The 21,142-nt window shown below is 68.7% G+C and carries 25 protein-coding genes; 11 read left to right on the top strand and 14 right to left on the bottom strand.

Features of this window, described 5'->3' with window-relative positions; all coding sequences use genetic code 11:
• Positions 1–234: 234 nt before the first annotated feature.
• Entirely contained in the window at positions 235–531 is a 297-nt protein-coding gene (locus tag FZP69_RS23050; protein WP_240137643.1) for a zinc ribbon domain-containing protein, read from the bottom strand.
• A gap of 100 nt (positions 532–631) precedes the next feature.
• Here FZP69_RS23050 and FZP69_RS14735 point away from each other — a divergent pair, with 100 nt between their 5' ends.
• Entirely contained in the window at positions 632–1,060 is a 429-nt protein-coding gene (locus FZP69_RS14735; RefSeq protein WP_152042156.1) for a CBS domain-containing protein, read from the top strand.
• Between the two features lie 116 nt (positions 1,061–1,176).
• On the opposite strand, the gene msrA is transcribed toward FZP69_RS14735, so the two are convergent.
• Positions 1,177–1,725, bottom strand: coding sequence for a peptide-methionine (S)-S-oxide reductase MsrA (gene msrA / locus FZP69_RS14730; protein ID WP_152042155.1), 549 nt, complete (start codon positions 1,723–1,725; stop codon positions 1,177–1,179).
• 184 nt (positions 1,726–1,909) lie between these two features.
• On the opposite strand from msrA, the gene FZP69_RS14725 reads away from it, so the two are divergent.
• The gene (locus FZP69_RS14725) at positions 1,910–2,512 is read left to right on the top strand and encodes a 5' nucleotidase, NT5C type (protein WP_152042154.1); all 603 of its coding nucleotides are present in this window, start codon (positions 1,910–1,912) and stop codon (positions 2,510–2,512) included.
• Between the two features lie 138 nt (positions 2,513–2,650).
• Here FZP69_RS14725 and FZP69_RS14720 read toward each other — a convergent pair whose 3' ends face one another.
• From FZP69_RS14720 to FZP69_RS14675, 10 genes are all read right to left on the bottom strand, one after another.
• Positions 2,651–3,844, bottom strand: a complete 1,194-nt coding sequence (locus tag FZP69_RS14720; protein WP_152042153.1) for an XdhC family protein — start codon at positions 3,842–3,844, stop codon at positions 2,651–2,653.
• A complete protein-coding gene (locus FZP69_RS22905) occupies positions 3,841–4,665 on the bottom strand; it encodes a Rossmann-like domain-containing protein (RefSeq protein WP_204960031.1) in 825 nt (274 codons plus the stop codon). Before FZP69_RS22905 ends, FZP69_RS14720 begins: the two co-directional genes overlap by 4 nt.
• 1 nt (position 4,666) lies before the next feature.
• Positions 4,667–6,022 carry a VWA domain-containing protein gene (locus FZP69_RS14710; RefSeq protein WP_152042152.1) on the bottom strand — a complete coding sequence of 452 codons (1,356 nt, stop codon included), beginning with the start codon at positions 6,020–6,022 and terminating at the stop codon, positions 4,667–4,669.
• A 2-nt stretch (positions 6,023–6,024) separates the two neighbouring features.
• Entirely contained in the window at positions 6,025–7,041 is a 1,017-nt protein-coding gene (locus FZP69_RS14705; RefSeq protein WP_152042151.1) for an AAA family ATPase, read from the bottom strand.
• Complete coding sequence (locus tag FZP69_RS14700) at positions 7,038–8,234, bottom strand: XdhC family protein (RefSeq protein WP_192918594.1); 1,197 nt, start codon at positions 8,232–8,234, stop codon at positions 7,038–7,040. Before FZP69_RS14700 ends, FZP69_RS14705 begins: the two co-directional genes overlap by 4 nt.
• A 178-nt stretch (positions 8,235–8,412) precedes the next feature.
• Positions 8,413–10,902 carry an aerobic carbon-monoxide dehydrogenase large subunit gene (locus FZP69_RS14695; RefSeq protein WP_152042149.1) on the bottom strand — a complete coding sequence of 830 codons (2,490 nt, stop codon included), beginning with the start codon at positions 10,900–10,902 and terminating at the stop codon, positions 8,413–8,415.
• A complete protein-coding gene (locus FZP69_RS14690; protein WP_152042148.1) occupies positions 10,899–11,555 on the bottom strand; it encodes a (2Fe-2S)-binding protein in 657 nt (218 codons plus the stop codon). Before FZP69_RS14690 ends, FZP69_RS14695 begins: the two co-directional genes overlap by 4 nt.
• Positions 11,552–12,415, bottom strand: a complete 864-nt coding sequence (locus FZP69_RS14685) for an FAD binding domain-containing protein (protein ID WP_152042147.1) — start codon at positions 12,413–12,415, stop codon at positions 11,552–11,554. Before FZP69_RS14685 ends, FZP69_RS14690 begins: the two co-directional genes overlap by 4 nt.
• Before the next feature lie 2 nt (positions 12,416–12,417).
• Complete coding sequence (locus FZP69_RS14680; protein WP_152042146.1) at positions 12,418–13,008, bottom strand: CoxG family protein; 591 nt, start codon at positions 13,006–13,008, stop codon at positions 12,418–12,420.
• A gap of 176 nt (positions 13,009–13,184) precedes the next feature.
• On the bottom strand, positions 13,185–13,346 hold the full coding sequence (locus FZP69_RS14675; protein WP_152042145.1) for an AbrB/MazE/SpoVT family DNA-binding domain-containing protein: 162 nt from the start codon (positions 13,344–13,346) through the stop codon (positions 13,185–13,187).
• Positions 13,347–13,495: 149 nt separating this feature from the next.
• Here FZP69_RS14675 and FZP69_RS14670 point away from each other — a divergent pair, with 149 nt between their 5' ends.
• The 3 genes from FZP69_RS14670 (at position 13,496) to FZP69_RS14660 (ending at position 16,081) form a co-directional block, all read left to right on the top strand.
• On the top strand, positions 13,496–13,915 hold the full coding sequence (locus FZP69_RS14670; protein WP_152042144.1) for a hypothetical protein: 420 nt from the start codon (positions 13,496–13,498) through the stop codon (positions 13,913–13,915).
• Positions 13,916–14,072: 157 nt separating this feature from the next.
• Positions 14,073–15,302 (top strand): molybdopterin molybdotransferase MoeA, encoded by a 1,230-nt coding sequence (locus tag FZP69_RS14665; protein ID WP_152043394.1) that lies wholly within the window; start codon positions 14,073–14,075, stop codon positions 15,300–15,302.
• Entirely contained in the window at positions 15,299–16,081 is a 783-nt protein-coding gene (locus FZP69_RS14660) for a nucleotidyltransferase family protein (protein WP_152042143.1), read from the top strand. Before FZP69_RS14665 ends, FZP69_RS14660 begins: the two co-directional genes overlap by 4 nt.
• Before the next feature lie 36 nt (positions 16,082–16,117).
• Here the strand turns inward: FZP69_RS14660 and FZP69_RS14655 are convergent, their stop codons facing one another.
• Positions 16,118–16,426: a hypothetical protein gene (locus FZP69_RS14655; protein WP_152042142.1), complete on the bottom strand. Its 309-nt coding sequence runs from the start codon at positions 16,424–16,426 to the stop codon at positions 16,118–16,120.
• 226 nt (positions 16,427–16,652) lie between these two features.
• On the opposite strand from FZP69_RS14655, the gene FZP69_RS14650 reads away from it, so the two are divergent.
• From FZP69_RS14650 to FZP69_RS14630, 5 genes are all read left to right on the top strand, one after another.
• Entirely contained in the window at positions 16,653–17,114 is a 462-nt protein-coding gene (locus FZP69_RS14650) for a 6-pyruvoyl trahydropterin synthase family protein (protein WP_152042141.1), read from the top strand.
• 6 nt (positions 17,115–17,120) lie between these two features.
• On the top strand, positions 17,121–17,906 hold the full coding sequence (locus FZP69_RS14645; RefSeq protein ID WP_152042140.1) for a 7-carboxy-7-deazaguanine synthase QueE: 786 nt from the start codon (positions 17,121–17,123) through the stop codon (positions 17,904–17,906).
• A gap of 232 nt (positions 17,907–18,138) precedes the next feature.
• Positions 18,139–18,828 carry a 7-cyano-7-deazaguanine synthase QueC gene (gene queC, locus FZP69_RS14640; RefSeq protein ID WP_152042139.1) on the top strand — a complete coding sequence of 230 codons (690 nt, stop codon included), beginning with the start codon at positions 18,139–18,141 and terminating at the stop codon, positions 18,826–18,828.
• Between the two features lie 143 nt (positions 18,829–18,971).
• Positions 18,972–19,157, top strand: coding sequence for a hypothetical protein (locus tag FZP69_RS14635; protein WP_152042138.1), 186 nt, complete (start codon positions 18,972–18,974; stop codon positions 19,155–19,157).
• Positions 19,158–19,161: 4 nt separating this feature from the next.
• Complete coding sequence (locus FZP69_RS14630) at positions 19,162–19,389, top strand: hypothetical protein (RefSeq protein WP_152042137.1); 228 nt, start codon at positions 19,162–19,164, stop codon at positions 19,387–19,389.
• On the opposite strand, the gene FZP69_RS14625 is transcribed toward FZP69_RS14630, so the two are convergent.
• Positions 19,375–20,055, bottom strand: coding sequence for a hypothetical protein (locus FZP69_RS14625; protein WP_204960026.1), 681 nt, complete (start codon positions 20,053–20,055; stop codon positions 19,375–19,377). The two genes, FZP69_RS14630 and FZP69_RS14625, sit on opposite strands and share 15 nt — an antisense overlap.
• 178 nt (positions 20,056–20,233) lie before the next feature.
• Here FZP69_RS14625 and FZP69_RS14620 point away from each other — a divergent pair, with 178 nt between their 5' ends.
• Complete coding sequence (locus FZP69_RS14620) at positions 20,234–21,127, top strand: type II CAAX endopeptidase family protein (protein WP_152042136.1); 894 nt, start codon at positions 20,234–20,236, stop codon at positions 21,125–21,127.
• Positions 21,128–21,142 lie beyond the last annotated feature (15 nt).

The following is a 21,142-nucleotide window of genomic DNA, read 5'->3' as shown; positions in this document are numbered from 1 at the left end:
ACGACGCCGATCTGCAGGGTCTGAGCGTTTCACACACCCTCCGGCCGTGGATATCAGATTCGAGGAAAAAGGTCAAAGAGACGTCGCCGGATCGGAGAGGCGGAGAGAGTCGGAGAGAGCGGAGGACGCGCGGGTCGTCGCCGACCGCCGAGACGGGCGCTGGAACCCTGCGCACGCCTCACTCGGGGAGGGAACGGTCGGCCGGCCGTGGTCAGTGGTAATCGTCTCGGTCGGTCAGCTGTCGAGCTTCGTGAGGCAGTTCCCACAGTAGCCCGCGTATCCCGGGTTCGGGAGGCCACAGGACGAACACGCGACGAGCTCCGACTCCTCCCCGTCCACGACGCCGCCAGTCAGCACTGCCGCGGGGCCCGGTGCACCCGTGGGCTGTTCGTCCATGCGCTCCATGACCCGGTTCACCAGGTCGTCGTCACGCATCCGGTCGAGGACGCGGACGAACCCGATGAACAGCAACGACGGGGCGACGATGCAGAACGCCGCCACGAGGAGTCTGAAGGCGATGACGAAATCCATACGTGACGCAAGGAGTGCACCGATATGGGTTTGTCGTGGTTTCTCACGACTGATATCCGGATGTGGGGGATTAAGTATCACCGACGACGATAGTCCGAAAATGCAGGTACAAGACGTGATGACGAAGGGGTGTGTGACGGTGCCGCTGTCGGCCACACTGGCCGACTGCGTCACGCGGATGCTCATGGCCGGCACCGGAAGCGTCGTCGTCACGGACGACGTCCCGACGGGGATCGTCACCGAGAGCGACGTCCTCGTCGCGGCTCGCGACATCAGCGAACCGCTCGGCGACATCCCCGCCCGCGCCGTGATGTCTCAGCCGGTCGAACGGATCGAACCGACCGCGACGGTGCGGAAGGCGGCCGAGCGGATGCGCGACTACGACGTGAAGAAACTGCTCGTCAGCCGCGGCGTCGACCCGGTCGGTATGGTGACCGTCACCGATCTCGTGTGGCACTTCTCGGAGTTCCAGCGCGAGGCCGGCAAACTCGCCGAGGAGGGCCACGCCTGGAACCACGGCAAGCCGTGACGGTCCACACGCTGTTCACGCCTGTACCACTCACCGCACCCCACCCGCCCTCCCCGTTCGTCGCCCCTCCCCGACGCGTGCCACGCCCGTAGTGCCCGCACGACGACCAGCCGCGGTTAGCGGCTGCTCGTCGCGCGCACCTTCTCGGCGAACGTCTCGCGCACCTTCTCGACTTTCGGCGCGGCGTGGAAGTTGCAGTAGGCGTCGTTCGGGTTCTTCTCGTAGTAGTCCTGGTGGTACTCCTCGGCCGCGTAGAACGTCTCCAGCGGCACGAGTTCGGTGACGACGCGCTCGTCGTACTCCTCGTCGAGCGCCTCGATGTACGCCTCCGCGATCTCGCGCTGGTCGTCGTCGTGGTAGAGGACGATCGAGCGGTACTGCGAACCGACGTCCGGTCCCTGCCGGTTCAGCTGGGTGGGGTCGTGGACGGTGAAGAACACCTCGAGGAGTTCGTCGTACGCGATGACGCTCGGATCGTACGCGACCTGGACCACTTCGGCGTGGCCGGTCTTGCCCGAACAGACCGCCTCGTACGTCGGATCCTCCGTCGAGCCGCCGGCGTACCCCGAGGTGACCTCGTCGACGCCGTCGAGTTCCTTCAGCGCCGCCTCGACACACCAGAAACAGCCCCCGCCGACCGTGGCGAGCTTCGATTCGTCTGCCATACCTGGTGGGAGGTGCTCTGTGCGTAAAGCCTCTTGGCGCGAACGGGAGCGACGGCCGCCGCGACGTCCTGCGTGAGCGCGAGACGGTGCCCCGGCGAGGAATGCGAGACGGTGCCCCGGCGAGGAGTGCGAGACGGCGTCGCGGCGAGAGACCTTTGTACGCGCTCCCCGTACTCGTGGACAGATGACGACGGCACGCGACGACGGCGACACCACCACCACCCTCGACCCCGCCGACCGCATCCTCGTCGACGTCGACGGCACGCTCGCGTGGCAACTCCCGCGGGCGTGTCAGTACCTCGATGAGACGTACGGCGTCTCGCTCGCTCCCGAGGAGGTCGTCGCCTGGGACTACGACATCCCCGGCCACGACGATCACGCCCACATCGGCGAACTCATCGTCGAGGCGTTCGAGCGCGACCCCGAGTGGTACTTCGGCGGGATGTCGCCGATGGCGGGGGCGGCCGACGCGCTCGCTCGTCTGAGCGACACCCACCACGTCGCCATCGCCACGCACCGCCCACCGGAGACCCACGACTACACCCGGGCGTGGCTCCGCGACCACGACATCCCCTACGACGAGTTCGTCGAGCAGGTCCCCGAGAACAAGGCCATCCTCCCCGGCCGTGCACTGGTCGACGACTACCACGGCAACGTCGCTGACGCCGTCGAGGCGGGGATGGAGGGACTGTTGTTTGCCCAGCCGTACAGCGATCACGCCGCCTGCGACGGTGCCACGGTCGTCCGGTCGTGGGCGGACGTCCTCCGCGTCTTCGATCTGGCCTGACTCGGCTCGTTCCGGCCCATCTCGACCTGCCTCGGCTCGCTCCGACCCGCCTCGACAGCGCCCGCACTCACCGCGGCCGCAGAATCCACCGCCGCCGTCGTCGCGGTCGAGTCAGTCTTCGACACTCCTCGAGTCGGCTCACCGGCCGCCGTCGGTCGACAGCTCCACCCGGTCGTGAATCGTCCCTTCTCTGGCTTTCAGGTGCTGTGGCTGGCGATCGTTCTTCACCGCGAGCGCCTCCGCGACGATCGAGAGGGCGATCTGGTACGGCGAGCCGCCGCCCAGGTCGAGACCGACCGGCGTGTACAGGCGGTCGAGCTGCGCGTCGGTGAACGTCGTCCCCTCCTCGGCGAACGCGTCGAGCATCTCCTCGAACCGCTCGCGCGGCCCCATCAGCCCGACGTACGGGACGGGCGTGTCGGCGAGGAGGGATTCGACGGCGAGCCGGTCGTCGACGAAGTTGTGCGTCGCCACCACGACGTACGTCTCGGCGTCGAAGTCGAACGCCTCGGTCATCCGTGCGGGCGATGTCGAGACGACCTCGCTCGCCGCGGGGAACCGGTCGGCTTTCGCGGCGGCCCCCCGGAACCCCACGACCGTCACCCGGAAGTCGGCCTGCGCGCCGAGTTCGGCGATCGGACCGACGTCGTGGCCGGTGCCGACGACGACGAGCGTCGCGGGCGCGGCCAGGCCGTCGACGAACACCGTAATGCCATCGACCTCGACGGAGTCCGCACGACCCTGTGCCGTGAGCGTCGCCGCCGCCTCCCGGACCCGCTCGGCGAGGTCGGCGTCGAACCCTCCGTGGAGATCGAACGCGTCGGTTTCGGGGTCGTAGTAGGCTCGCGCGCCCTCGCCGTCGCCGTCGACGACGGTGAGCACGCCGACGTCTCTCCCTGCCGAGACGGCCTCGACGGCGGGACGGTACGTCTCGTCGAGCGGTTCGAGCAGCACCTCGATGACGCCGTTACAGCCGACGCCCAGCCCCCAGACGTCGTCGTCCGCCTCGGGCATGAGGTCGTAGCGCTCGACCCGTGGTTCGCCCGCGGCGAGCACCTCGCTCGCGAGGCGCTGGACCTCCTCTTCCAGACAGCCGGCGGTGATGTGACCGACCCCCTCGCCGTCCTCGGGGATGACCATCTTCGCCCCCGGGCGCCGGTAGGCGCTCCCTTCGACGGCGATGATCGTCGCGAGGACGCCGCGGCGGTCGCTGTCGAGGAGGTCGTGCGCCCGCGACAGCACCTCCGTCTCGGGCACGCTCCAGTTGGCGTCCGTCTCCGCTGTGCCGGTCGGGTCGGTCGTCTCGTCCGAATCGTGCGTGTCGTTGGTCATTGTTGGGTATCGGGTCTGGTGCTTGGTAACTGTACGCCCGGAAGCGTCGCCGTCGCGGGGCAGTACACCTTCTGCAGCCCCGCGTCGTGGAGGTCGGTCCCGCAGTCGCCCGCGACGACGCGTTCGCGGACCCGGCTCGCGTCCCGTACTCGCGCCCCGGCCAGCAGGTCGACACCGCGCTCGAACACCGGCTCCGGCAGGAGCGAGGCAGTCGCGCCGATCAGGACGACGAGCGGGACGTCCGCCGCCGCCGCGAGGTAGTCGTCGACGCCGCCGTACACCAGCGTCGACCCCGTGACGAAGCAGACGTCGGCGCCGTCGAACGCGGCCGCGGCCTCGTCGGGCGAGAAGAGCGTGGTCGGGACCGCCCCGGGCAGGGAGGCCAGGTCGATCCTCTCTGGGTCGCGCTCGACGACCCGGACCGCGACGTTCCCGAACTTCCGGAACGCGGGACGGAACAGCCCGACGGTGGCGACGACGTCGACGTCGGCCGAGAGCGCCGCCATCGGGTCGCCGACGAGCCACCCGATGTCGGGGGCCGACAGCGCGTTCAGCGTCGCGAGGCCGACCGCCCGGGCGACGCTCCCGTGTGGAGCCCCCGTCGACTCTCCGGCGAGATCCACGACGCGTCGGTCGGCGTCGGGGTCGAACGCCTCCACCGTCCGGTCGGGCCTGTGGGCCACGCCCGCGAGCGAGCCGTGGGCTGGATGGGAGCACTCGACGAGGACGACGCGGTCGCCGACCGTCACGCGGGGGTCGTCCGCTGCCCGCGCGCGGTCCGAGAGCGCGTCGCGTACCGTCGCGACGAGCGCGTCCGACATCTCAGCTCGTCCCTCCAGTGCCGGCCTCCGCCGCTCTTGCCGCGGTCGTTCGGTCGCGGAAGTCGTGTTCGTAGCCGATCGGGCCGCCGAGACCGTGTCTCGACAGCTGTCGCGCCACCTCGTCGAGGTCGTCGGAGCCGGCGAAGGCGAACAGGCCGTCGACGTACGGGAGCGCCGCCGCCATCCCCCGGCAGGTCGGCTCGTACCGGGCGGAGGCCGCGAGGGGGTTCAGCCAGACGACCGCCCGCGACCGCCGCGCGAGCCACGTCATCCCGCGTTCGAGGTCGTCCACTGCTCCCACGTCCAGTCCGTCGCTCACGACGAGCGTCACCGTCCGCCGGTCGACCGCGCCGGGCCACCGTCGCCGGAGGTCGGCGATGGCGTCGCCGATTCGCGTCCCGCCGCCCCACGCGACCTCGGCGCGTTCGAGCGCCGCCGCCGGGTCGCCACGCGAGTCCACGAAGACGGCCGTCACCTCGCGGATCTCGGTGTCGAAGAAGAAGACGCGGACGCCGCGACCGTCGTCGACGAGCGCGTCGAGCACGGCGAGCAGGAAGCCGCGGTCGATCGTGTCGAGCACGGACTGGCTCACGTCGACCAGCAGACAGGCCCGGAACGCGTCGGGCGTTCGCTCGCGGGTCGGCACGGAGACGACCGTCCCGCCGGTGCCGACGCTCGACCGCAGCGCCCGGCGGGCGTCGATCCGGCGACCACCGCCGGGTTTCCACCGTCGGCCGGCGAGCGTCGAGAGCGCCCCCTCGAACCGCCGGAGTGCGGCCCGGTCGAGCGGAGCGTCAGTCGACTCGTCGGCGACAGGGGTCCCCGCGCCACCCGCGCTGTACGTCGAGACGCGGCTCCGCTCCCTGTCGCCGTCGCTCGTGCTTCCCGTCTCCGCGTCGTGGTCGACGAGTCGACGCTCGCGCACCGTCTCGTCGTCCGCGCCCTCGCCGCCGGGATCGCCGCCGGCCGCCGCTGCCGACCCGTCCGCCGCGTCCCCGCCGTCGTCGGTGCCGTCGGCGTCGGCCGTCGAGAGCGCGCCGCTCCCCGCCCGGTCGCCCACGTCGTCGGCAGTGGCCGTCGCCTCCAGCCCCGTGCGGAGGCGGTGCCAGAACGCCGGGAACTGCGTCTCGAAGGCGTCCGTGTCGCGCGGGTCGGACACGAGCGTCGCGTGGGTCGCCGCCCGGACGCCCTCGCGGTCGGTGAGGCCGACCGCGCAGAGCGCCTCCGTCGCCGAGATCGCCGCGTTCGCCGGGACCGAGACGCCCTCTTCGCGGAGGGTCCGGGCGAACAACACCACCTCTCGGAGGACGTGGTCGCGTGCGGCGACGAAGTCGGGCGTCTCGTCGAAGCCGTCCATCGTCAGTTCTCGCTCGTCGCCCCGTCGTCGATCGTCGCGCGTTCGCCGGTGTCGACGTCCGCGTCCGTCCCGTCCGCGGCCGAAGTGGGCGTCCGGGCCTCCCGCGCGGCGCGCTCTAGCCGCTCCAGCAGGGCCGAGTCGACCCGCTGGACGTCCTCGACCTCCTTCAGCAGGGTGCCGATGGTGCGCTCGATCTCCGCGGCATCGACGTCGGAGCCGTCGTCCGGGGTGCGGAGTTCGGCGACGGCGCGGGCCCAGTCGAGCGTCTCGGCGACGCCGGGCCGCTTGAGGAAGGCGTTCTCGCGGAGTTCCTGGACGATTGCGCAGACCTCGGCGGCGACCGTCGCGTCGAGCTGCGGCACCTTCCGGCGGACGATCTCCACCTCCGTCTCGAACGAGGGGGCGTCGACGTGGAGGTACAGACAGCGTCGCTTGAGCGCGTCCGATAGCCCGCGCGTCCGGTTGGAGGTGATGACCACGATCGGCGGTCGCTCCGCGGCGACGGTGCCGAACTCGGGGATCGTCACCTGGAAGTCCGAGAGCACCTCCAGCAGGAAGGCCTCGAACTCCTCGTCGGCACGGTCGACCTCGTCGATAAGCAGCACGGGAGGGACGTCGCCCTCGGCGGTGAGCGCACGCAGGAGCGGCCGCTCGAAGAGGTACTCCTCGGAGAACACGCCGTCCTCCACGGCGTCGCCGGACTGGACGGCCAGGAGCTGTTTCGTGTAGTTCCACTCGTACAGCGTGTTCTCCGCGGCGAGCCCCTCGTAACACTGCAGCCGGACGAGTTCGGTGTCGAACGACTCGGCGAGCACCTTCCCGAGTTCGGTCTTCCCGCTCCCGGGTTCGCCCTCGACGAGCAGCGGCTTGCCCAGTCGGAGCGCGAGGTACACCGTCGTCACGAGCGTCTCGTCGGCGACGTAGTCCGCGGCCTCGAACCGATCGCGGAGTTCGGACTCGCTCACCTCGGCCGGCGAGACGCGGTCGCCGTCGGCCGCCGGTTCGTCGGCTCCGCTCATGGCTCCGCACGCTCCACGAACCGTTCGGGGTCGTCGACGAACGCGTCCCGACAGCCCTCCCCGCAGAAGTGGTACGTGCGGCCCTCGTGGGTGGCGGTGGCCGCCGCCTCGCCCACCGTCACGTCCATGCCGCAGACGGGATCGACGGCGACCGCCGGCTCTCGGGTGTCGCTTTCGGCGTCGACGGCGTCGTGTTCGCCGCTCCCGTCGTCGGCTTCCCTGGTGTCGCCACCGGCTTCCTCGGCGTCGCCACCGGCTTTCTCGGCGTCGTCACCGATTCCCCCGGCGTCTCCGGAGTCGTCCCCGTGGCCGTCCGCGCCTGCGCGGGAGACCGGCCTGTCGCCGGCGGCGTGGCGGACGGCGACGAGTTCGGCGAGGACGCTCACGCCGATCTCCTCGGGGGTCCGGGCGTCGATGTCGACCCCGGCGGGCGAGGTGACCGCCGCCCGGACCTCCTCGGCCGGTCGGCCCGTCCGGTCGGCCACTCGACGACAGAGTTCGTCCGCACGCCGACGACTGGCCACGAGCCCGACGTACGGCACTCCCGCGTCGAGCGCGGCCTCGACGGCGACGTCGTCGGTCGTCCCCATCGACGCGGCGACGACCCACGTCGCCCCGTGGATCTCCTCGGCCAGCGCCGCCGCGTCCTCCGTCGCCGCGAGCCGTCGGTCGGCCTCGATCGGCTCCGTCCCCTCGGGGGCGACGACGGTCACGTCGTACGAGAGGGTAGCCGCGAGGCGCGCGAGCGCCCGCGAGATGGGCGAGTCGCCGACGATCACGAGCCGCGCGAGCGGCGTCACCGGCTCGACGAACAGCTCGATCGTCCCCTGACTGTGACACGTCATCGGGAACGCGTCGAGGCCGGGCCGGTCGATCGTGGCGGGGTCGGGCGCGATGCCGATCAGTTTCGATTCGCCGCTGCGGATCGCTTCCCGTGCCTCGCGCACGGCGACCGACTGTGCGCAGGCGACACCGCCGATCCACCCGGTGAGGTCGCCGTCGGCCGTGACGACCGCGCGGTCGCCGACGCGCGCGGACACCGGTGGCTCGCGGCGAACGACGGTCACCCGGGCGAACGGGCGATTCTCCGCCACGTACTGTCGGGCGAGCCGGTCGATCGTCGCGGATGAGGCGGCGTCCGCGCGCGCTCCATCTCCGTCTCCGTCGTGGTCCGTCTCGGTATCGTCTGTCATCTGGTGTGCGTGTGGGGGTCCGGTCACCCCGATCCGATCCGGAGCGACCGGGGAACGCTGCGGCCCCGGGGTCGGCGTCGATGTCGACATCTGGTCCGGTTACGATTCCGGGGCTGAAGTCGTCTTCGACGGTACGTCCGATCACGCCGTCGACACTGACGACGGGCCGAGCGCGTGGTCAGTCGTCGGCCTCCGCGCCGTCCGTCTCGAAGTCGAACTCGAACCGGTCGGCCGGGTCGAGCGCCAGTCCCGCGTCGTTCAGCACCGACCAGACCCGGTCGGGCGTCATCGGCATGTCGACGTGGCGCACGCCGGCGTGCGCCATCGCGTCGACGACCGCGTTGACGATCGCCGGCGGCGACCCCACCGTGGGAGATTCGCCCACGCCCTTCGCGCCGATCGGGTGGTGTGGCGACGGCGTCACCGTGTAGTCGGTGTCCATGTGCGGGATCTCCATCGCCGTCGGGAGCAGGTAGTTCATGAAGTCCCCTGCCGTGACGTTGCCGTTGTCGTCGAACGTGACCTCCTCGAGCATCGCCGTGGCGATCCCCTGCGCGAGGCCGCCGTGAACCTGCCCCTCGATGACCATCGGATTGATCCGGTTCCCACAGTCGTCGAGCGCGTAGAACTTCCTGATGTCGACCTCGCCGGTCTCGCGGTCGACCTCGACCACGCAGACGTACGCCCCGAACGGGAACGTCATGTTCGGCGGATCGTAGTAGTCGACGGCTTCCAAGCCGGGCTCTTCGGTCGCCGGTGAGTTCGTGTAGGAGGCGAAGGCGACTTCCTTCATCGTCACGGACCGGTCGGGTGCGCCCGTCACGTGGAACGCCCCCGAGGAACGGTCCCAGACGACGTCCTCGTCGGCGACCTCGAGTTCGTTGGCGGCGATCTTCTTCGCCTTCTCCCTGACCTTGCGTGCGGCGACCGCCGTCGCCGCACCGCCGACCGGCGTCGACCGGGAGGCGTACGTTCCCAGCCCGTACGGGTCGGTGTCCGTGTCGCCGTGTTCGACGGTGATGTCGTCGACGTCTAACCCGAGTTCCTCGGCGACGATCTGCGCGAACGTCGTCTCGTGGCCCTGTCCCTGCGTCTGGACGCCGATGCGAACGGTGGCGTTCCCCGTCGGGTGGACACGGATCTCCGCGGAGTCGAACATCTCGACGCCGGCGATGTCGCACTGCTTGCCGGGGCCGGCACCGACGATCTCGGTGAACGTCGAGAAGCCGATCCCCAGCAGGCGGTCGTCGTCCGCGTCGAGCCGACGCTGCTGTTCCTCGCGCAGCCCCTCGTAGTCGACGGCGTCGAGCGCCTTGTCGAGCGCGCGCTCGTAGTCGCCGGAGTCGTACGTCCAGCCCGTCGCCGACTCGTACGGGAACGCCTCCTTCGGGATGAAGTTCTTCCGCCGGATCTCGGCGGGGTCCATGTCGAGCTCCTGCGAGAGCACCTTCACCATCCGCTCGACGAGGTACACCGCCTCGGTGACCCGGAACGAACACCGGTAGGCGATGCCGCCGGGTGCGGTGTTCGTGTAGGCCGCGTCGAGCGTGCAGTAGGCGGCCGGGACGTCGTACGACCCGGTGAAGATCTTGAAGAAGCCCGCCGGGAACTTCGAGGGCTGGGCCGCGGCGTTGTACGCGCCGTGGTCCGCGAGCACCTCCACGTCGATGCCCTGGATGATTCCGTCCGCGGTCGCCGCGACCCGGCCGGTCATCTCGTAGTCACGCGCGAAGTGGGTCGTCTGGATGTTCTCCGAACGCTCTTCCATCCACTTGACGGGCTGGCCGATGACGTACGACGCCGCGGCGGCGACGACGTAGCCGGGGTAGATGGGCACCTTGTTGCCGAAGCCGCCGCCGACGTCGGGGCTCACGATCCGCACCTTGTGTTCGGGGATGCCGGACACCATCGAGAACAGCGTCCGGTGGGCGTGGGGTGCCTGCGAGGTCAGGTGGACGGTCATCTTCTCGTTGGCGGTGTCCCAGTCGGCCACACACCCGCACGTCTCGATCGGCGCGGGGTGGATCCGCTGGTAGTACATCTCCTGTTCGACGGTGACGTCGGCCTCCGCGAACGCCCGTTCGGTGGCCGCCTCGTCGCCCGTCTCCCAGGTGAAGATGTGGTTCGAGTCGTTGCCCTCGATGTCGTCTCTCACCAGCGGGGCGTCGGGTTCGAGCGCCTTCCGTGCGTCGACGACCGCGTCGAGCGTCTCGTAGTCGACCTCGACCTTCTCCGCGCCGTCCTTGGCGATGTAGCGATCGGTGGCGATGACCGCGGCGACCTCCTGTGACTGAAACTTCACCTTGTCCTGCACGAGGACGTCCTGGGTGTCGTCCATCAGCGTCGGCATCGTCGCCAGGTCGTACTCCGCGAGGTCCTCGGCCGTGAGGACGGCGACGACGCCGTCGACGGCGAGCGCACGGTCCTTGTTGATCGACTTCACGTAGGCGTGCGCGTGGGGGCTGCGGACGATCTCGCAGTGGAGCATCCCCTCCTTCTTGATGTCGTCGACGTAGTTGCCGCGGCCCGTGATGAAGCGCCGATCCTCCTTCCGCTTGACTTCCTCGCCCATCCCGCCGCGACCGTGGCCGTGGTGGGCCTCGGGGTCGGGACCGCCGTCCTCGTCGTGGCGGTACTTCGCGTCCGGTTTCTCGGTCTCGCTACTCATCGCTCGGCCCCTCCGTCGCCGGCGGTGTCCGCCGGATACTCGCGGTCCAGATCGACCCCGGCGTCACAGCCGCAGCCGGTGCCACAGTCGACGCCACCGTCCGCGGCGGCCGTCCCGCCGGAATCGGGGTTCTCGACGGGCGATTCGGGCGGTTCGCGGTCGTTGAACACGTCCGCGGCGTACTGGATGGATTTGACGATGTTCTGGTAGCCCGTACAACGACAGAGGTTGCCGCTGATGTTCTCGCGGATCGTCGCCTCCGAGGGGTCGCTGTCCTTCTCGAGGAGGGCTTTCCCCGCCATGATCATGCCGGGGGTGCAGTAGCCGCACTGCAGACCGTGCATCTGGCGGAACCCCTCCTGGATGGGGTGGAGGTCGTCGGAGCGGCCCATCCCCGCCTCGGGGAGGTCCTGCATGCCCTCGACCGTCGTCACGTCGCTCCCGTCGGCCTGGACGGCGAACATGAGACAGGATTTGATCGCCTCGCCGTCCTGGTAGACAGTACAGGCCCCGCAGTTGCCGGTGTCACAGCCGATGTGTGTCCCCGTGAGGTCGAGGTCCTCGCGGATGGCGTGGACCAGCAACCGTCGGGGTTCGACGCTCAGTTCGCGCTCGGTGCCGTTGACGGTGATGGTGATATCCTTCGTACTCATTGGGTCGCACGCTCCACGGCGTCCGCGAGGGCTCGCTGGGTCAGCACCCGGACCATGTTCTCCTTGTAGTCGGCGCTCCCGTGTTCGTCCGACTCCGGGTTGGCGGCGTCGGCGGCGATCTCGCCCGCCCGCTTGAACAGCGCTCCGGACGGCGTCTCGCCCTCGAGCACGGCCGCCGCGTCCGGCACCGAGACGTTCGTGATGTCGACCGCGGTCAGAGCGATGCCGGCGTCGGTGACGACGTCGTCCTCGAGGACGACGCGCGCGGCGACGCCGACCATCGCGTAGTCGCCCACCTTCCGCTTCAGCTTGTGGTAGGCGCTCCCCTCCCCGTCGGCGGGGATCGGGACGCGGAGCTCGGTGATCAGCTCCGTCTCGTCCAGCATGTTGTCGTACGGGAGGAGGAAGAACTCCTCGGCGGGAACGACGCGTTCGCCGTCGGGCCCGGCGGCGACGACCTCGCCGTCGTGAGCCAGGAGGACGGTCCCCCAGTCACCTTTCGGGTCGGACTGCGCCACGCTGCCGACGACCGTGCCGCGGTTGCGGATCTGCGGATCCGCCACGAGGGGAGCCGCATCCGCGAAGCTCCCGTAGCGTTCGGCGACGATCTCGGACTCCTCGACGTCGACGTGCCGGCAGAGCGCGCCGATCCGGAGGTGGCCGTCTTCCTCCGTGAGGAAGTCGAGGTCGTCGATGCGGTTCAGATCCACGACGGTCGCCGGGCGCGCCAGCCGGAAGCGCATCATCGGGATGAGGCTCTGTCCACCCGCGAGAATGGTCGGCTCGTCGAGACTGTCGAGGAGGCTCACCGCCTCCTCCAGCGTGTTCGGCTCGTGGTGTTCGAACTGTGCGGCCTTCATGATCAGATGAGCCCGCTCAGTCGGTCACGGATGCCGGCCGACTTCTCGCTCTCCTCGAAGCCGGTCATCTGTTTCTGGATGTTGCCGAAGAAGTTGGAGACGATCTTGTCCGCCACGGGGTTCATCACGCGCCCGCCCAGCTGCGCGATCCGCCCGGAGACGTCCGCCTCGGTCCCCCACCTGACGATGGAGCCGTCGTCGGTCTCCTCGATCTCCATCCACGACTCCATCTCGAAGCTGCTGCCCGACGCGTCCCCCCCGCCGGTCGCCACCATCCGCGGGAAGTCGCGCTCTTCGATCGTGACTCGTGTCTCGAACCGGGGTTTGACGCTCCCGACCCCGACCTGCATCAGCGCGGCGTAGACGCCGCCCGCCTCGAAGGCGCGCGCGGCGACTGCTTCGGGATCCGCGTCCGGCAGCGTCTCGACGTCCTCGTCCGGCTCGTAGTCGTCGAAGTTGAAGTCGCCGTCCTCGATCTTGGTGATGTACCGACAGCCCTTGAGCGCGTCTCGTACCGCGATCGGATCCGAGAGGACGATCCAGGCGTCCTCCGGCGATACGCCGTCCAGTTCGAATTCACCGCTGAACTCCATTTAAGTACTGACTCCTATGCGAGCCCTAAGACTCGTCCGTGTCACTCTCACCCACTCGCATAAAAGTTTCTGATAAACCGGGGAGTATGCTGTCACCGAATAATCAGAAACGACGAGAGTCGAGCGCGCCGAACGGCCCGGTGTCCACTCCACGTACCGGGACCGAACCGCCCCGATCAGCCGTCGACCGGGGTGTCGGCCTTGCGGACGATGACGTGGCCGTCCTCGACGTGCCACTCGATCCGGTCCCCCTCACCGACGTCGAGGAAGTTCCTGACCGGCTTCGGGACGGTGGTGAGGTTCTTTTCGGAGACTTTAGTATCGGTGAGTTTTCCCATAGAATATACCTTGAGGGAGCATAGTAACGGCGGACAATCAACCTTGCTGTCGGCGCAACTGTCCCACCGGAGCACCCAGCAGTGGCACGCGATCAGCCGCCGACCACTGCCGACCATCGGTATTAGGTCGCCTCCGGCGAAGCGGGTGTATGGACTGTACGCCGTTTTTCGAACTCGTCGAGGAGCTGCTCGGGGACGCTCCCGTCCGACCGCGCCGGACCGAGGCGGGCGGACAGTGCGTCGTCGACTTCTTCCACCCGCTGACGGCTGCTCGACTCGGCGACGACAGCCTCGTGACCGCGTTCAACCGCAGTGGGGTCGTCTGGGCACCGCCCGCCCGCCGACTCGGCGTGCAGCTCAGGATCCCCGACGCGACCGAGACGGCGGTCCGTGCGGCGCTCGAGGCGGCCCCGTTCGCCGCCGAACGGACCGACCACCGCGGCGCGTCGGCACCGGACGGCGAGATGGTGCGGCTCGTCCACTACTCGATCAGGGCCGACGGCGTGGCCGACGACGACCTCCGAACGACGCTCGCGGCGGTCGCGGCGGCGCTGGACGTCTCTCCGTGACGCCGAGCGTTCGGACGATTCCCGTCCGTCGTCGGTCGACCGTCGATCACGACCGGCCTCGTGAGAGGACTTAACACGGCCCCCGTCTAACCCGACCGGCGTGACACGCAGTTCCGACGGTGACGACAGCCCCGACGGGGACCCTCCCCACGACGTGATGCTCTCCCGAACCGCCGCCGCCGCCAGGGTCAACGCGCTGCGCGGGGCGGCGCTGGCCGACCGCGAGACCGAGACCGTGCCGCTCGCCGACCTCGCGGGACGGACGCTCGCCGCCGATATCGTCGCACCCGACGACCAGCCGCCGCGGTCGCACGCGACGATGGACGGCTTCGCCTTCGACGCGACGGACGACTACCCGCTCCGCCTCCGCGACGTCTCCGTCTACCCCGAGGACGACCCGCCCCCGCTCGACGCCGGCGACGCGGTCCGCATCGCGACCGGCGCACCCCTGCCCCGGGGAGCGAACGCCGTCCTCAAGCGCGAGGAGGCGACGGTCGAGACCGTCGACGACGAGGAACGACTGCACGGTCCGGCGCTCACTCCGTGGACGTACGTCTACCGCCGCGGCAGCAACGTCACCGCGGGCGAGACGCTCTTTTCGGCTGGCGAGCGGCTCTCCCCGCGGGACGCGATTCTCCTCCGCGATCTCGGCCACGAGACGTGCGAGGTCCACCGACCCGTCTCGGTGGCGTTGCTCGCGACGGGCACCGAGATCCACGAGGGGCGACACACGGATCTCGACTCGCCGATGCTCGCCGCGCTCGTCGACTCGTGGGGCCACGACGCCACCTACGAGGGGACGGTCCCCGACGACTACGCCGTCGTCCGCGATCGTGTGTCCGAACTCGCCGAGCGATACGACGTGGTCGTCACCACCGGCGGGACGAGCGTCGGAAAGAAGGACTACGCTGTCCGGGCGCTGTCGGACCTCGGCGAGGTACTGTTTCACCGCGTTCGACTCCGTCCGGGCAAACCCATCGCCGTCGCTCGACTCCCGGATCACGACGCGGTGGCGTTCGCCATCCCCGGCAAACCGGTCGGTGCCCACACCGTCACCACGCTCGTCGCCCGACCGTTCTTCGTCGGAGAGACGCGGCTGCCGACGGTTCGGGCGACGCTCGAACGGGGGTTCGAGATCGGTGCGCCGGGGTTCGACTACGTCGTCCCGGTGACGCTCTCGGGCGACGACGCGTCCGGCGAACTCGTCGAGGCGTTCCCCCTGGGTCACGTCGACTCCCCACTCAAAGTGTACGACGAGACGTTCGATCCGAGCGTGCTCTCGTCGAGTACGCGTGCGACCCGCGCCGACGGCTTCGTCGTGACCGACACCGGACTCGACGCCGGCTCTCCGGTCGACGTCGTCCCGTACGACGCGGTCGAGCGATGACCGGGCGGACGACCGACGACACCGACGCGACCGACGGGATCGACGAGACCGGTGAGACCGACGTGACCGACGCGACCGACGCGACCGACGAAGCCGGCCTTCCCATCGTCGACCCGCCCGGGAGCGTGACCGGAGCGGGCGACAGCGTCGTCGACGACGGTGCCGACGAGCGACACGCCGACGCCGGGGATCGGCCACGGTCGCGGGTCGCCGGCGTCCTCCTCGCCGCGGGCACCGGATCGCGGTTCGGCGACGCGAACAAACTGCTGGCGACGCTCGACGGCGAACCGCTCGTCCGTCACGCGGCGCGAACGCTCCTCGACGCGGGACTCGATCCGGTCGTCGCCGTCGTCGGCTACGAAGGCGACCGCGTCGCGACGGCGCTCGACGGAGTCGGGGTCACGGTGGTCGAGAACGACGCCTACCGCGAGGGGCAGGCGACGTCCGTCCGTGCGGGGGTCGAGGCGCTCGGTCCCGACGTCGACGCGGCCGTGTTCGCCCTCGGGGACATGCCCCGCGTCGATCCGGCCAGCGTCCGGGCGCTCGTCGACGTGTACGAGGGGAACCGGTGGACGGCGCTCGCGGCCGCCGTCGCGGGCGAACGGGGGAACCCCGTGCTGTTCGACCGCACACACTTCGACGCCCTCGTCGCCGTCTCGGGCGACCGGGGCGGTCGTCACGTCCTCCGTCGGGGCGACCGCTCGGCGCTGGTCGAGACGGGCGACCCCGGAGTCAGGCGCGACGTGGACACGCCGGCCGACCTCGACGCGCTCGACTGAGTCGACGCCCGGGTCGGCCGACCGCGTCCGTGGGCGTCAGTCGTCCGCCGGCGGCCGCTCCCACTGGTGGACACCCCGCCGCGAGAGGCGTTCGACCCCCTTCGGCGACGGGGCCGACCGGCGGAGCACCGGCCCGACGAGATACCGGCCGCTGTCGTCGAAGTCCGGTGCTTCGACCAGGAGGTCGCGCTCGCACATCGTCTGGAGGACGTCCGTGACCGTGCTCTCGCGTCCCGGGACGAGGTTCGCCTCCGCGGCCACGCTGTCGACGTCGGCCCACCCCTGCGTGAACGCGAGTCGGATGGTGGCGACCCAGATCGGTTCCCGGTTGAGTTCTCGACACATGATGGCGGCGGACGGACGTGGCCGTCGACCGGCGATGGTCGGTCGACTCCTGTCGTCAGTACCACTTGACCGGTGGACACTTAAAGGTGAACCGCTCGTCAGCCGGGTTCGGACGCTCCCGCCTCTCCCCGCTCTGTTCGCCGCGCGCCGGCGTGATCGTGGTCGAGGGCGGTCGCACGCTCGGGCGAAGGACTACGCTTATACTGACCCTCGCTCATCTCACGATATGCCACGAAGCGTACTCGAAGAGGATTCCGAGAATATCGACCTCTCCTCGGCCGGCGAGCGGCTCCTCCACGTCGGCTACGATCGGCCGATCCGCATCAGCTCGGGTCACCGCATCCAGCACCACGACGGGAAGTGTTCGCGCCCACACGGACACAACTACGAGATCTCGGTCACGGTCCGGGGCGAACTCACCGATGAGGGGTGGGTCGTCGACAAGGGTGCGGTGACCGCGATCGTCGACCGGTGGGATCACCGGTTCTTGCTCGAGGAGGGTGACCCGCTCGTCGAGGCGTTCGAGCGGTCCGGCGACGGGGACGCGGTGATCGTCCTCGAGCATCCACCGACCGCCGAGGTGATGGCCGTGGTCCTCGAACGACAGCTGCGAGACGCTCTCCCGGACACCGTCTCCGACGTCTCCGTCGAGGTCGCCGAGACCGGCGAACTCCGTGCGGGTCGGTGAGTCGCGATGCCCGTCAACGCGGACACCACGACGCTCGATGCGCCGGACGCCGTCGGCCCCGACGCCCTCCCGATCAACGAGGTGTTCCACTCGCTGCAGGGCGAGGGGACGCTCGTCGGCGTGCCCAGCACCTTCGTTCGGATCTCCGGCTGTAACCTGCGGTGCTGGTTCTGTGACTCGTACCACACCTCCTGGGAGCCGACACACGGCTGGTTCGACGTGGCGGCTCTCGCCGCTCGAGTGGCCGACTACGACGGCGACCACGTCGTCGTCACGGGGGGCGAACCCATGATTCACGACGGCGTCGAGCCGCTCTTGACCGAGCTGTCGGATCGAGGCTACCACACGACCGTCGAGACGAACGGGACGGTCTACCGCGAGGCACCCATCGACCTCGTCTCGATCAGCCCGAAGCTCGCGTCGTCGACGCCGAGCGAGACGAGACCACCCGCCGGAGGTGACGCCGCGGTCGGGACGTGGCGGGACCGCCACGAGCGGGACCGGCTCGACTGCGAGTCGCTCGCCGCGCTCGTCGACGCCTACGACGTCCAGCTCAAGTTCGTGGTGACGGGGCGAGCGGATCTCGCCGAGATCGAGGCGCTCGTCGAGGAGCTTCGGTCCGTGACCAGCGCCCGGATCCGGAACCGTGACGTGCTCTTGATGCCGGAGGGGACGACTCGCGAACGGCTGGCGGACACCCGCGAACTCACCGCGACGCTGGCGCTGGAGCACGGCTACCGCTACACGCCGCGGCTGCACGTCGACCTCTGGAACGACGCACCGGGAACGTGACTATGTCCCGCGAACACGTCGAGAGACGGCCGGGCAATCGAGACTCGACGAACACCGCCCGGGACCCGACAGACACCGACTGGGAGACGGACTGGACAGGAACGCGCCTCCCGTCGGCGACGACGCGTGAGGTCGAGCGTGCGACGGAGCCGGCCACCCGCGCGACCCGTGACGCGTGCCCGAACGACGCGAGATGGGGGTTCGAGCGAGCGATCGACGAGGCGAGATCACGATGAACGACAGCGCAGTTATCCTGGTTTCCGGCGGAATGGACAGTGCGACGGCAGTGTACGAGGCGATGGACCGCGGTTACGAGCCGCTCTTCTTACACACGTCGTACGGACAGCGCACCGAGGCCAAAGAGCTCGAGTCGGCTCGAAAGCTGGCGACGGTCGTCGGAACCGAGGACTTTCTCCACGTCGAGACCGAACACCTCGCTCGCATCGGGGCGTCGTCGCTGACCGACGAAGGGATCGCGCTCGCGGACGCGGACGTGGAGCGCGACGAGATTCCGACGTCGTACGTCCCGTTCCGGAACGCGAACCTGCTGTCGATGGCCACGTCGTACGCGGAGGCGAACGACGCCGCCGCGATCTTCGTCGGTGCCCACTCCGAGGATTTCTCGGGCTACCCCGACTGTCGACCGGCCTTCTTCGAGGCGTTCCAGCGGGTGATCGACGTCGGGACGAAACCCGACACGGAGATCCGTCTCGAGGCACCGTTCGTCGAGTGGTCGAAGACCGACATCGCCGAACACGGGCTCGCACTCGGCGTCCCGTACGAACACACGTGGTCGTGCTATCGGGAGACGGAGCCAGCGTGTGGAACCTGCGACTCCTGTGCGTTCCGACTCCAGGCGTTCCAGCGGCTCGGCGTCGAAGATCCGATCCCGTACGCCGAGCGGCCCGTGTACGTCGACTGACGTCGCGGAGACGCTACTAGAGTGAACGAGCACTCGCTGTACGAACTCCTGTCTGTACGCTCGGCGCGGTTGTCACCGAGCGACTTCCGTGTCGCGGGACGCTACTGACAAACATATATCACTGTCCGGAATCGAATCGTCGTATGACCACGCGAAGAAACCTCTACGTCTCCGGGTTCGTGGCCGCCTCGCTCTCGTACATTTTCAACACGCTGGCATTCACTGGTAGCTTCGACGTGGCGCGGTGGACAGTGTTCGCTGCTCTATTCCTCGCGACCATGTATGGATTCGAGATGTTCATCGCCCGAGTGGAGGCGGTGGAGGCTTGAACCGATGGCCGAAACAGTGCGGGATTGGCGAATCGGTCTCTTCGGGCTGTTCGGCCTGACGGGGCTCCAAGCCTTCGCGCTTCACGAACCCGCCTGGCTGTTCTTTTTCGGGTTCTTCGGGCTCTTCTCGTACTTCCGGTACTACCGAGAGGAACTGAAATATCTGGGGCTTCTCGGGGCTATCGGTGTTTTGATCGCAATTGCTGGCGTAGCCGGCCTATTCACTGTCTGAATCTGCTACGCCGGAGTCGTTCGTGTCGGACCGGTGCCTTGCGAGTTGTTCAGCTCGTGTCTGAATACCCCGAAGCATTCCGTGTGTCATTACGAACGACACCGGGTCAAGTACGGATCGTGCAGCAAGACGAATCACCGTGTTTTCGGGCAAGCGGATGCGCGAGCGCACGAGCAGTCGTGTAGTCGTCTCGTTGACCGGGTCGAGCACGAAAGACCAGACCCACCACGTCGGTTCGTCGGGAGCCCGTAGGACCAGTGACTGCGCCGGATCTATCGCGACCACTTTCAGGACCGCGTCGGGGAACCGGTCAGCACGGCCGAGTCGGACTGTATCCCCAACCGAGAGGTCCTGCCACTCCGCGACGATCCGATCCGCGTTGTGGATGTCGAGCCCAACGAGATTCTCTGCCCACTCGTAGCTGTAGAACCCGCCACGGTCCTGTCCCAGCTGACGAAGCCACGGCCAGACATCGGTGGGAGACGCGTCGATATCGACTGCCATGGTCGATTGTGCGTCCGGGTCTGAGAGCAGATCGTCGCCTGGAAACTGCATGTGCACCTCCGACGGGGTCGCTCCCCAGGTGAGCATCCACTCCCTGAGTAGCGTCCAGTATACGGCGATGAATAAGGCAGCCCCCCCGACCATCGGATGCGTCGTCGCCACGTTGCGTCCGCTCTCGGTGCAGGCTCTTTCGATGGCGATCGTTCAGTGTCGCGGATATCGGTCATGGTCTGTCTTCCCTGTCGAGGTGTGGTTCTAAACCGGTAGGTCCTGTCAGTTGTTTCTTACTTCCTAAGAACCGTCTTCGCGAGTTACTGTCGATTGGAGCGGAGATGGTACTATGAGCAGTGTCGTGACGAACTGGATGGGACAACACCGCATCGCCGCGTTCTTTCTCCTGGCGTACGCGATCTCCTGGAGTCTCGAAGGCGTGATCGTTCTGCTCGGGATGGAGCCCTCCTGGACGTGGTGGTTCATCGGCGGCTTCCTTGGCCCGCTGGCTCCCGCCGTCGCAGCTGGGGTGGTCCTCTACAGCAGCGGTGAGAGCGTCCGCGAATGGCTCAAGAACGTCCTCCGCTGGCGGGTACATCCGAAGTGGTACGTGCTCGCGATCGCAGTCCCGTTCGGGATGGCCTACGCGTCGGGTATCGTCGGGTGGCTCGCCGGTGATCCCATCGACTGGAGCTCCTTCACGTTCGACCCGTTCAGTATCGTGCTCGGCGTCGTCCTGGGGACCCTGATCGGCGGCGGTCAGGAGGAACTGGGCTGGCGTGGCTTCGCCCAGCCGGAACTACAAGCGCGATACGGGGCACTTCGGGCGGCAGTCGTCATCGGTGTCTTCTGGGGCCTCTGGCACCTCCCACAGTTCGTTCTCCCCGGCGGGATGCGGGCAGATTGGCCCGTCGTTCTCGTCGTCTCCTACTTCACCGGCATCGTTGCGTTCTCCATCCTCCTGGCATGGGTGTTCAACGGCTCGGGGGGAAGTGCCTTCCTCGCGATGGTGATGCACGGGGCCGACAACTCGACGACCGGCCGGGTTCCGCTCGACCTCGACGTCGTCCTCCTCGGAGACACGCTGAACTGGGAGTTGTTGACGGCGATGTACGTGTCCCACGCGCTCCTTACGTGGGGTGTGGTCGGTCTCGTCCTCCTGATCGCGGGGACGAGCCTGTACGCTCGGCGGGTGGAGCGTCGTCCGGCTACTGATCGAACGCGGGTTTCACTGGAGGATTGACGATGTTCTCCGACT

This window comes from Salinigranum salinum, assembly GCF_009176545.1.
GTDB lineage: Archaea > Halobacteriota > Halobacteria > Halobacteriales > Haloferacaceae > Salinigranum > Salinigranum salinum.
This window is presented reverse-complemented; position numbering and strand designations above follow the sequence as displayed.

Excerpts from the sequence above, each read along its gene's own strand:
- FZP69_RS14670 (WP_152042144.1), top strand. The coding sequence starts at position 13,496 with ATGGACTGTACGCCGTTTTTCGAACTCGTCGAGGAGCTGCTCGGGGAC.
- FZP69_RS14695 (WP_152042149.1), bottom strand. The coding sequence starts at position 10,902 with ATGAGTAGCGAGACCGAGAAACCGGACGCGAAGTACCGCCACGACGAG.
- FZP69_RS14635 (WP_152042138.1), top strand. The coding sequence starts at position 18,972 with ATGACCACGCGAAGAAACCTCTACGTCTCCGGGTTCGTGGCCGCCTCG.
- FZP69_RS14660 (WP_152042143.1), top strand. The coding sequence starts at position 15,299 with ATGACCGGGCGGACGACCGACGACACCGACGCGACCGACGGGATCGAC.
- FZP69_RS14675 (WP_152042145.1), bottom strand. The coding sequence starts at position 13,346 with ATGGGAAAACTCACCGATACTAAAGTCTCCGAAAAGAACCTCACCACC.
- FZP69_RS14650 (WP_152042141.1), top strand. The coding sequence starts at position 16,653 with ATGCCACGAAGCGTACTCGAAGAGGATTCCGAGAATATCGACCTCTCC.
- FZP69_RS14655 (WP_152042142.1), bottom strand. The coding sequence starts at position 16,426 with ATGTGTCGAGAACTCAACCGGGAACCGATCTGGGTCGCCACCATCCGA.
- FZP69_RS14705 (WP_152042151.1), bottom strand. The coding sequence starts at position 7,041 with ATGAGCGGAGCCGACGAACCGGCGGCCGACGGCGACCGCGTCTCGCCG.
- FZP69_RS14680 (WP_152042146.1), bottom strand. The coding sequence starts at position 13,008 with ATGGAGTTCAGCGGTGAATTCGAACTGGACGGCGTATCGCCGGAGGAC.
- FZP69_RS14725 (WP_152042154.1), top strand. The coding sequence starts at position 1,910 with ATGACGACGGCACGCGACGACGGCGACACCACCACCACCCTCGACCCC.
- FZP69_RS14665 (WP_152043394.1), top strand. The coding sequence starts at position 14,073 with ATGCTCTCCCGAACCGCCGCCGCCGCCAGGGTCAACGCGCTGCGCGGG.
- FZP69_RS14710 (WP_152042152.1), bottom strand. The coding sequence starts at position 6,022 with ATGGACGGCTTCGACGAGACGCCCGACTTCGTCGCCGCACGCGACCAC.
- FZP69_RS23050 (WP_240137643.1), bottom strand. The coding sequence starts at position 531 with ATGGATTTCGTCATCGCCTTCAGACTCCTCGTGGCGGCGTTCTGCATC.
- queC (WP_152042139.1), top strand. The coding sequence starts at position 18,139 with ATGAACGACAGCGCAGTTATCCTGGTTTCCGGCGGAATGGACAGTGCG.
- FZP69_RS14735 (WP_152042156.1), top strand. The coding sequence starts at position 632 with ATGCAGGTACAAGACGTGATGACGAAGGGGTGTGTGACGGTGCCGCTG.
- FZP69_RS14720 (WP_152042153.1), bottom strand. The coding sequence starts at position 3,844 with ATGACCAACGACACGCACGATTCGGACGAGACGACCGACCCGACCGGC.
- FZP69_RS14630 (WP_152042137.1), top strand. The coding sequence starts at position 19,162 with ATGGCCGAAACAGTGCGGGATTGGCGAATCGGTCTCTTCGGGCTGTTC.
- FZP69_RS14685 (WP_152042147.1), bottom strand. The coding sequence starts at position 12,415 with ATGAAGGCCGCACAGTTCGAACACCACGAGCCGAACACGCTGGAGGAG.
- FZP69_RS22905 (WP_204960031.1), bottom strand. The coding sequence starts at position 4,665 with ATGTCGGACGCGCTCGTCGCGACGGTACGCGACGCGCTCTCGGACCGC.
- msrA (WP_152042155.1), bottom strand. The coding sequence starts at position 1,725 with ATGGCAGACGAATCGAAGCTCGCCACGGTCGGCGGGGGCTGTTTCTGG.
- FZP69_RS14690 (WP_152042148.1), bottom strand. The coding sequence starts at position 11,555 with ATGAGTACGAAGGATATCACCATCACCGTCAACGGCACCGAGCGCGAA.
- FZP69_RS14700 (WP_192918594.1), bottom strand. The coding sequence starts at position 8,234 with ATGACAGACGATACCGAGACGGACCACGACGGAGACGGAGATGGAGCG.
- FZP69_RS14645 (WP_152042140.1), top strand. The coding sequence starts at position 17,121 with ATGCCCGTCAACGCGGACACCACGACGCTCGATGCGCCGGACGCCGTC.
- FZP69_RS14620 (WP_152042136.1), top strand. The coding sequence starts at position 20,234 with ATGAGCAGTGTCGTGACGAACTGGATGGGACAACACCGCATCGCCGCG.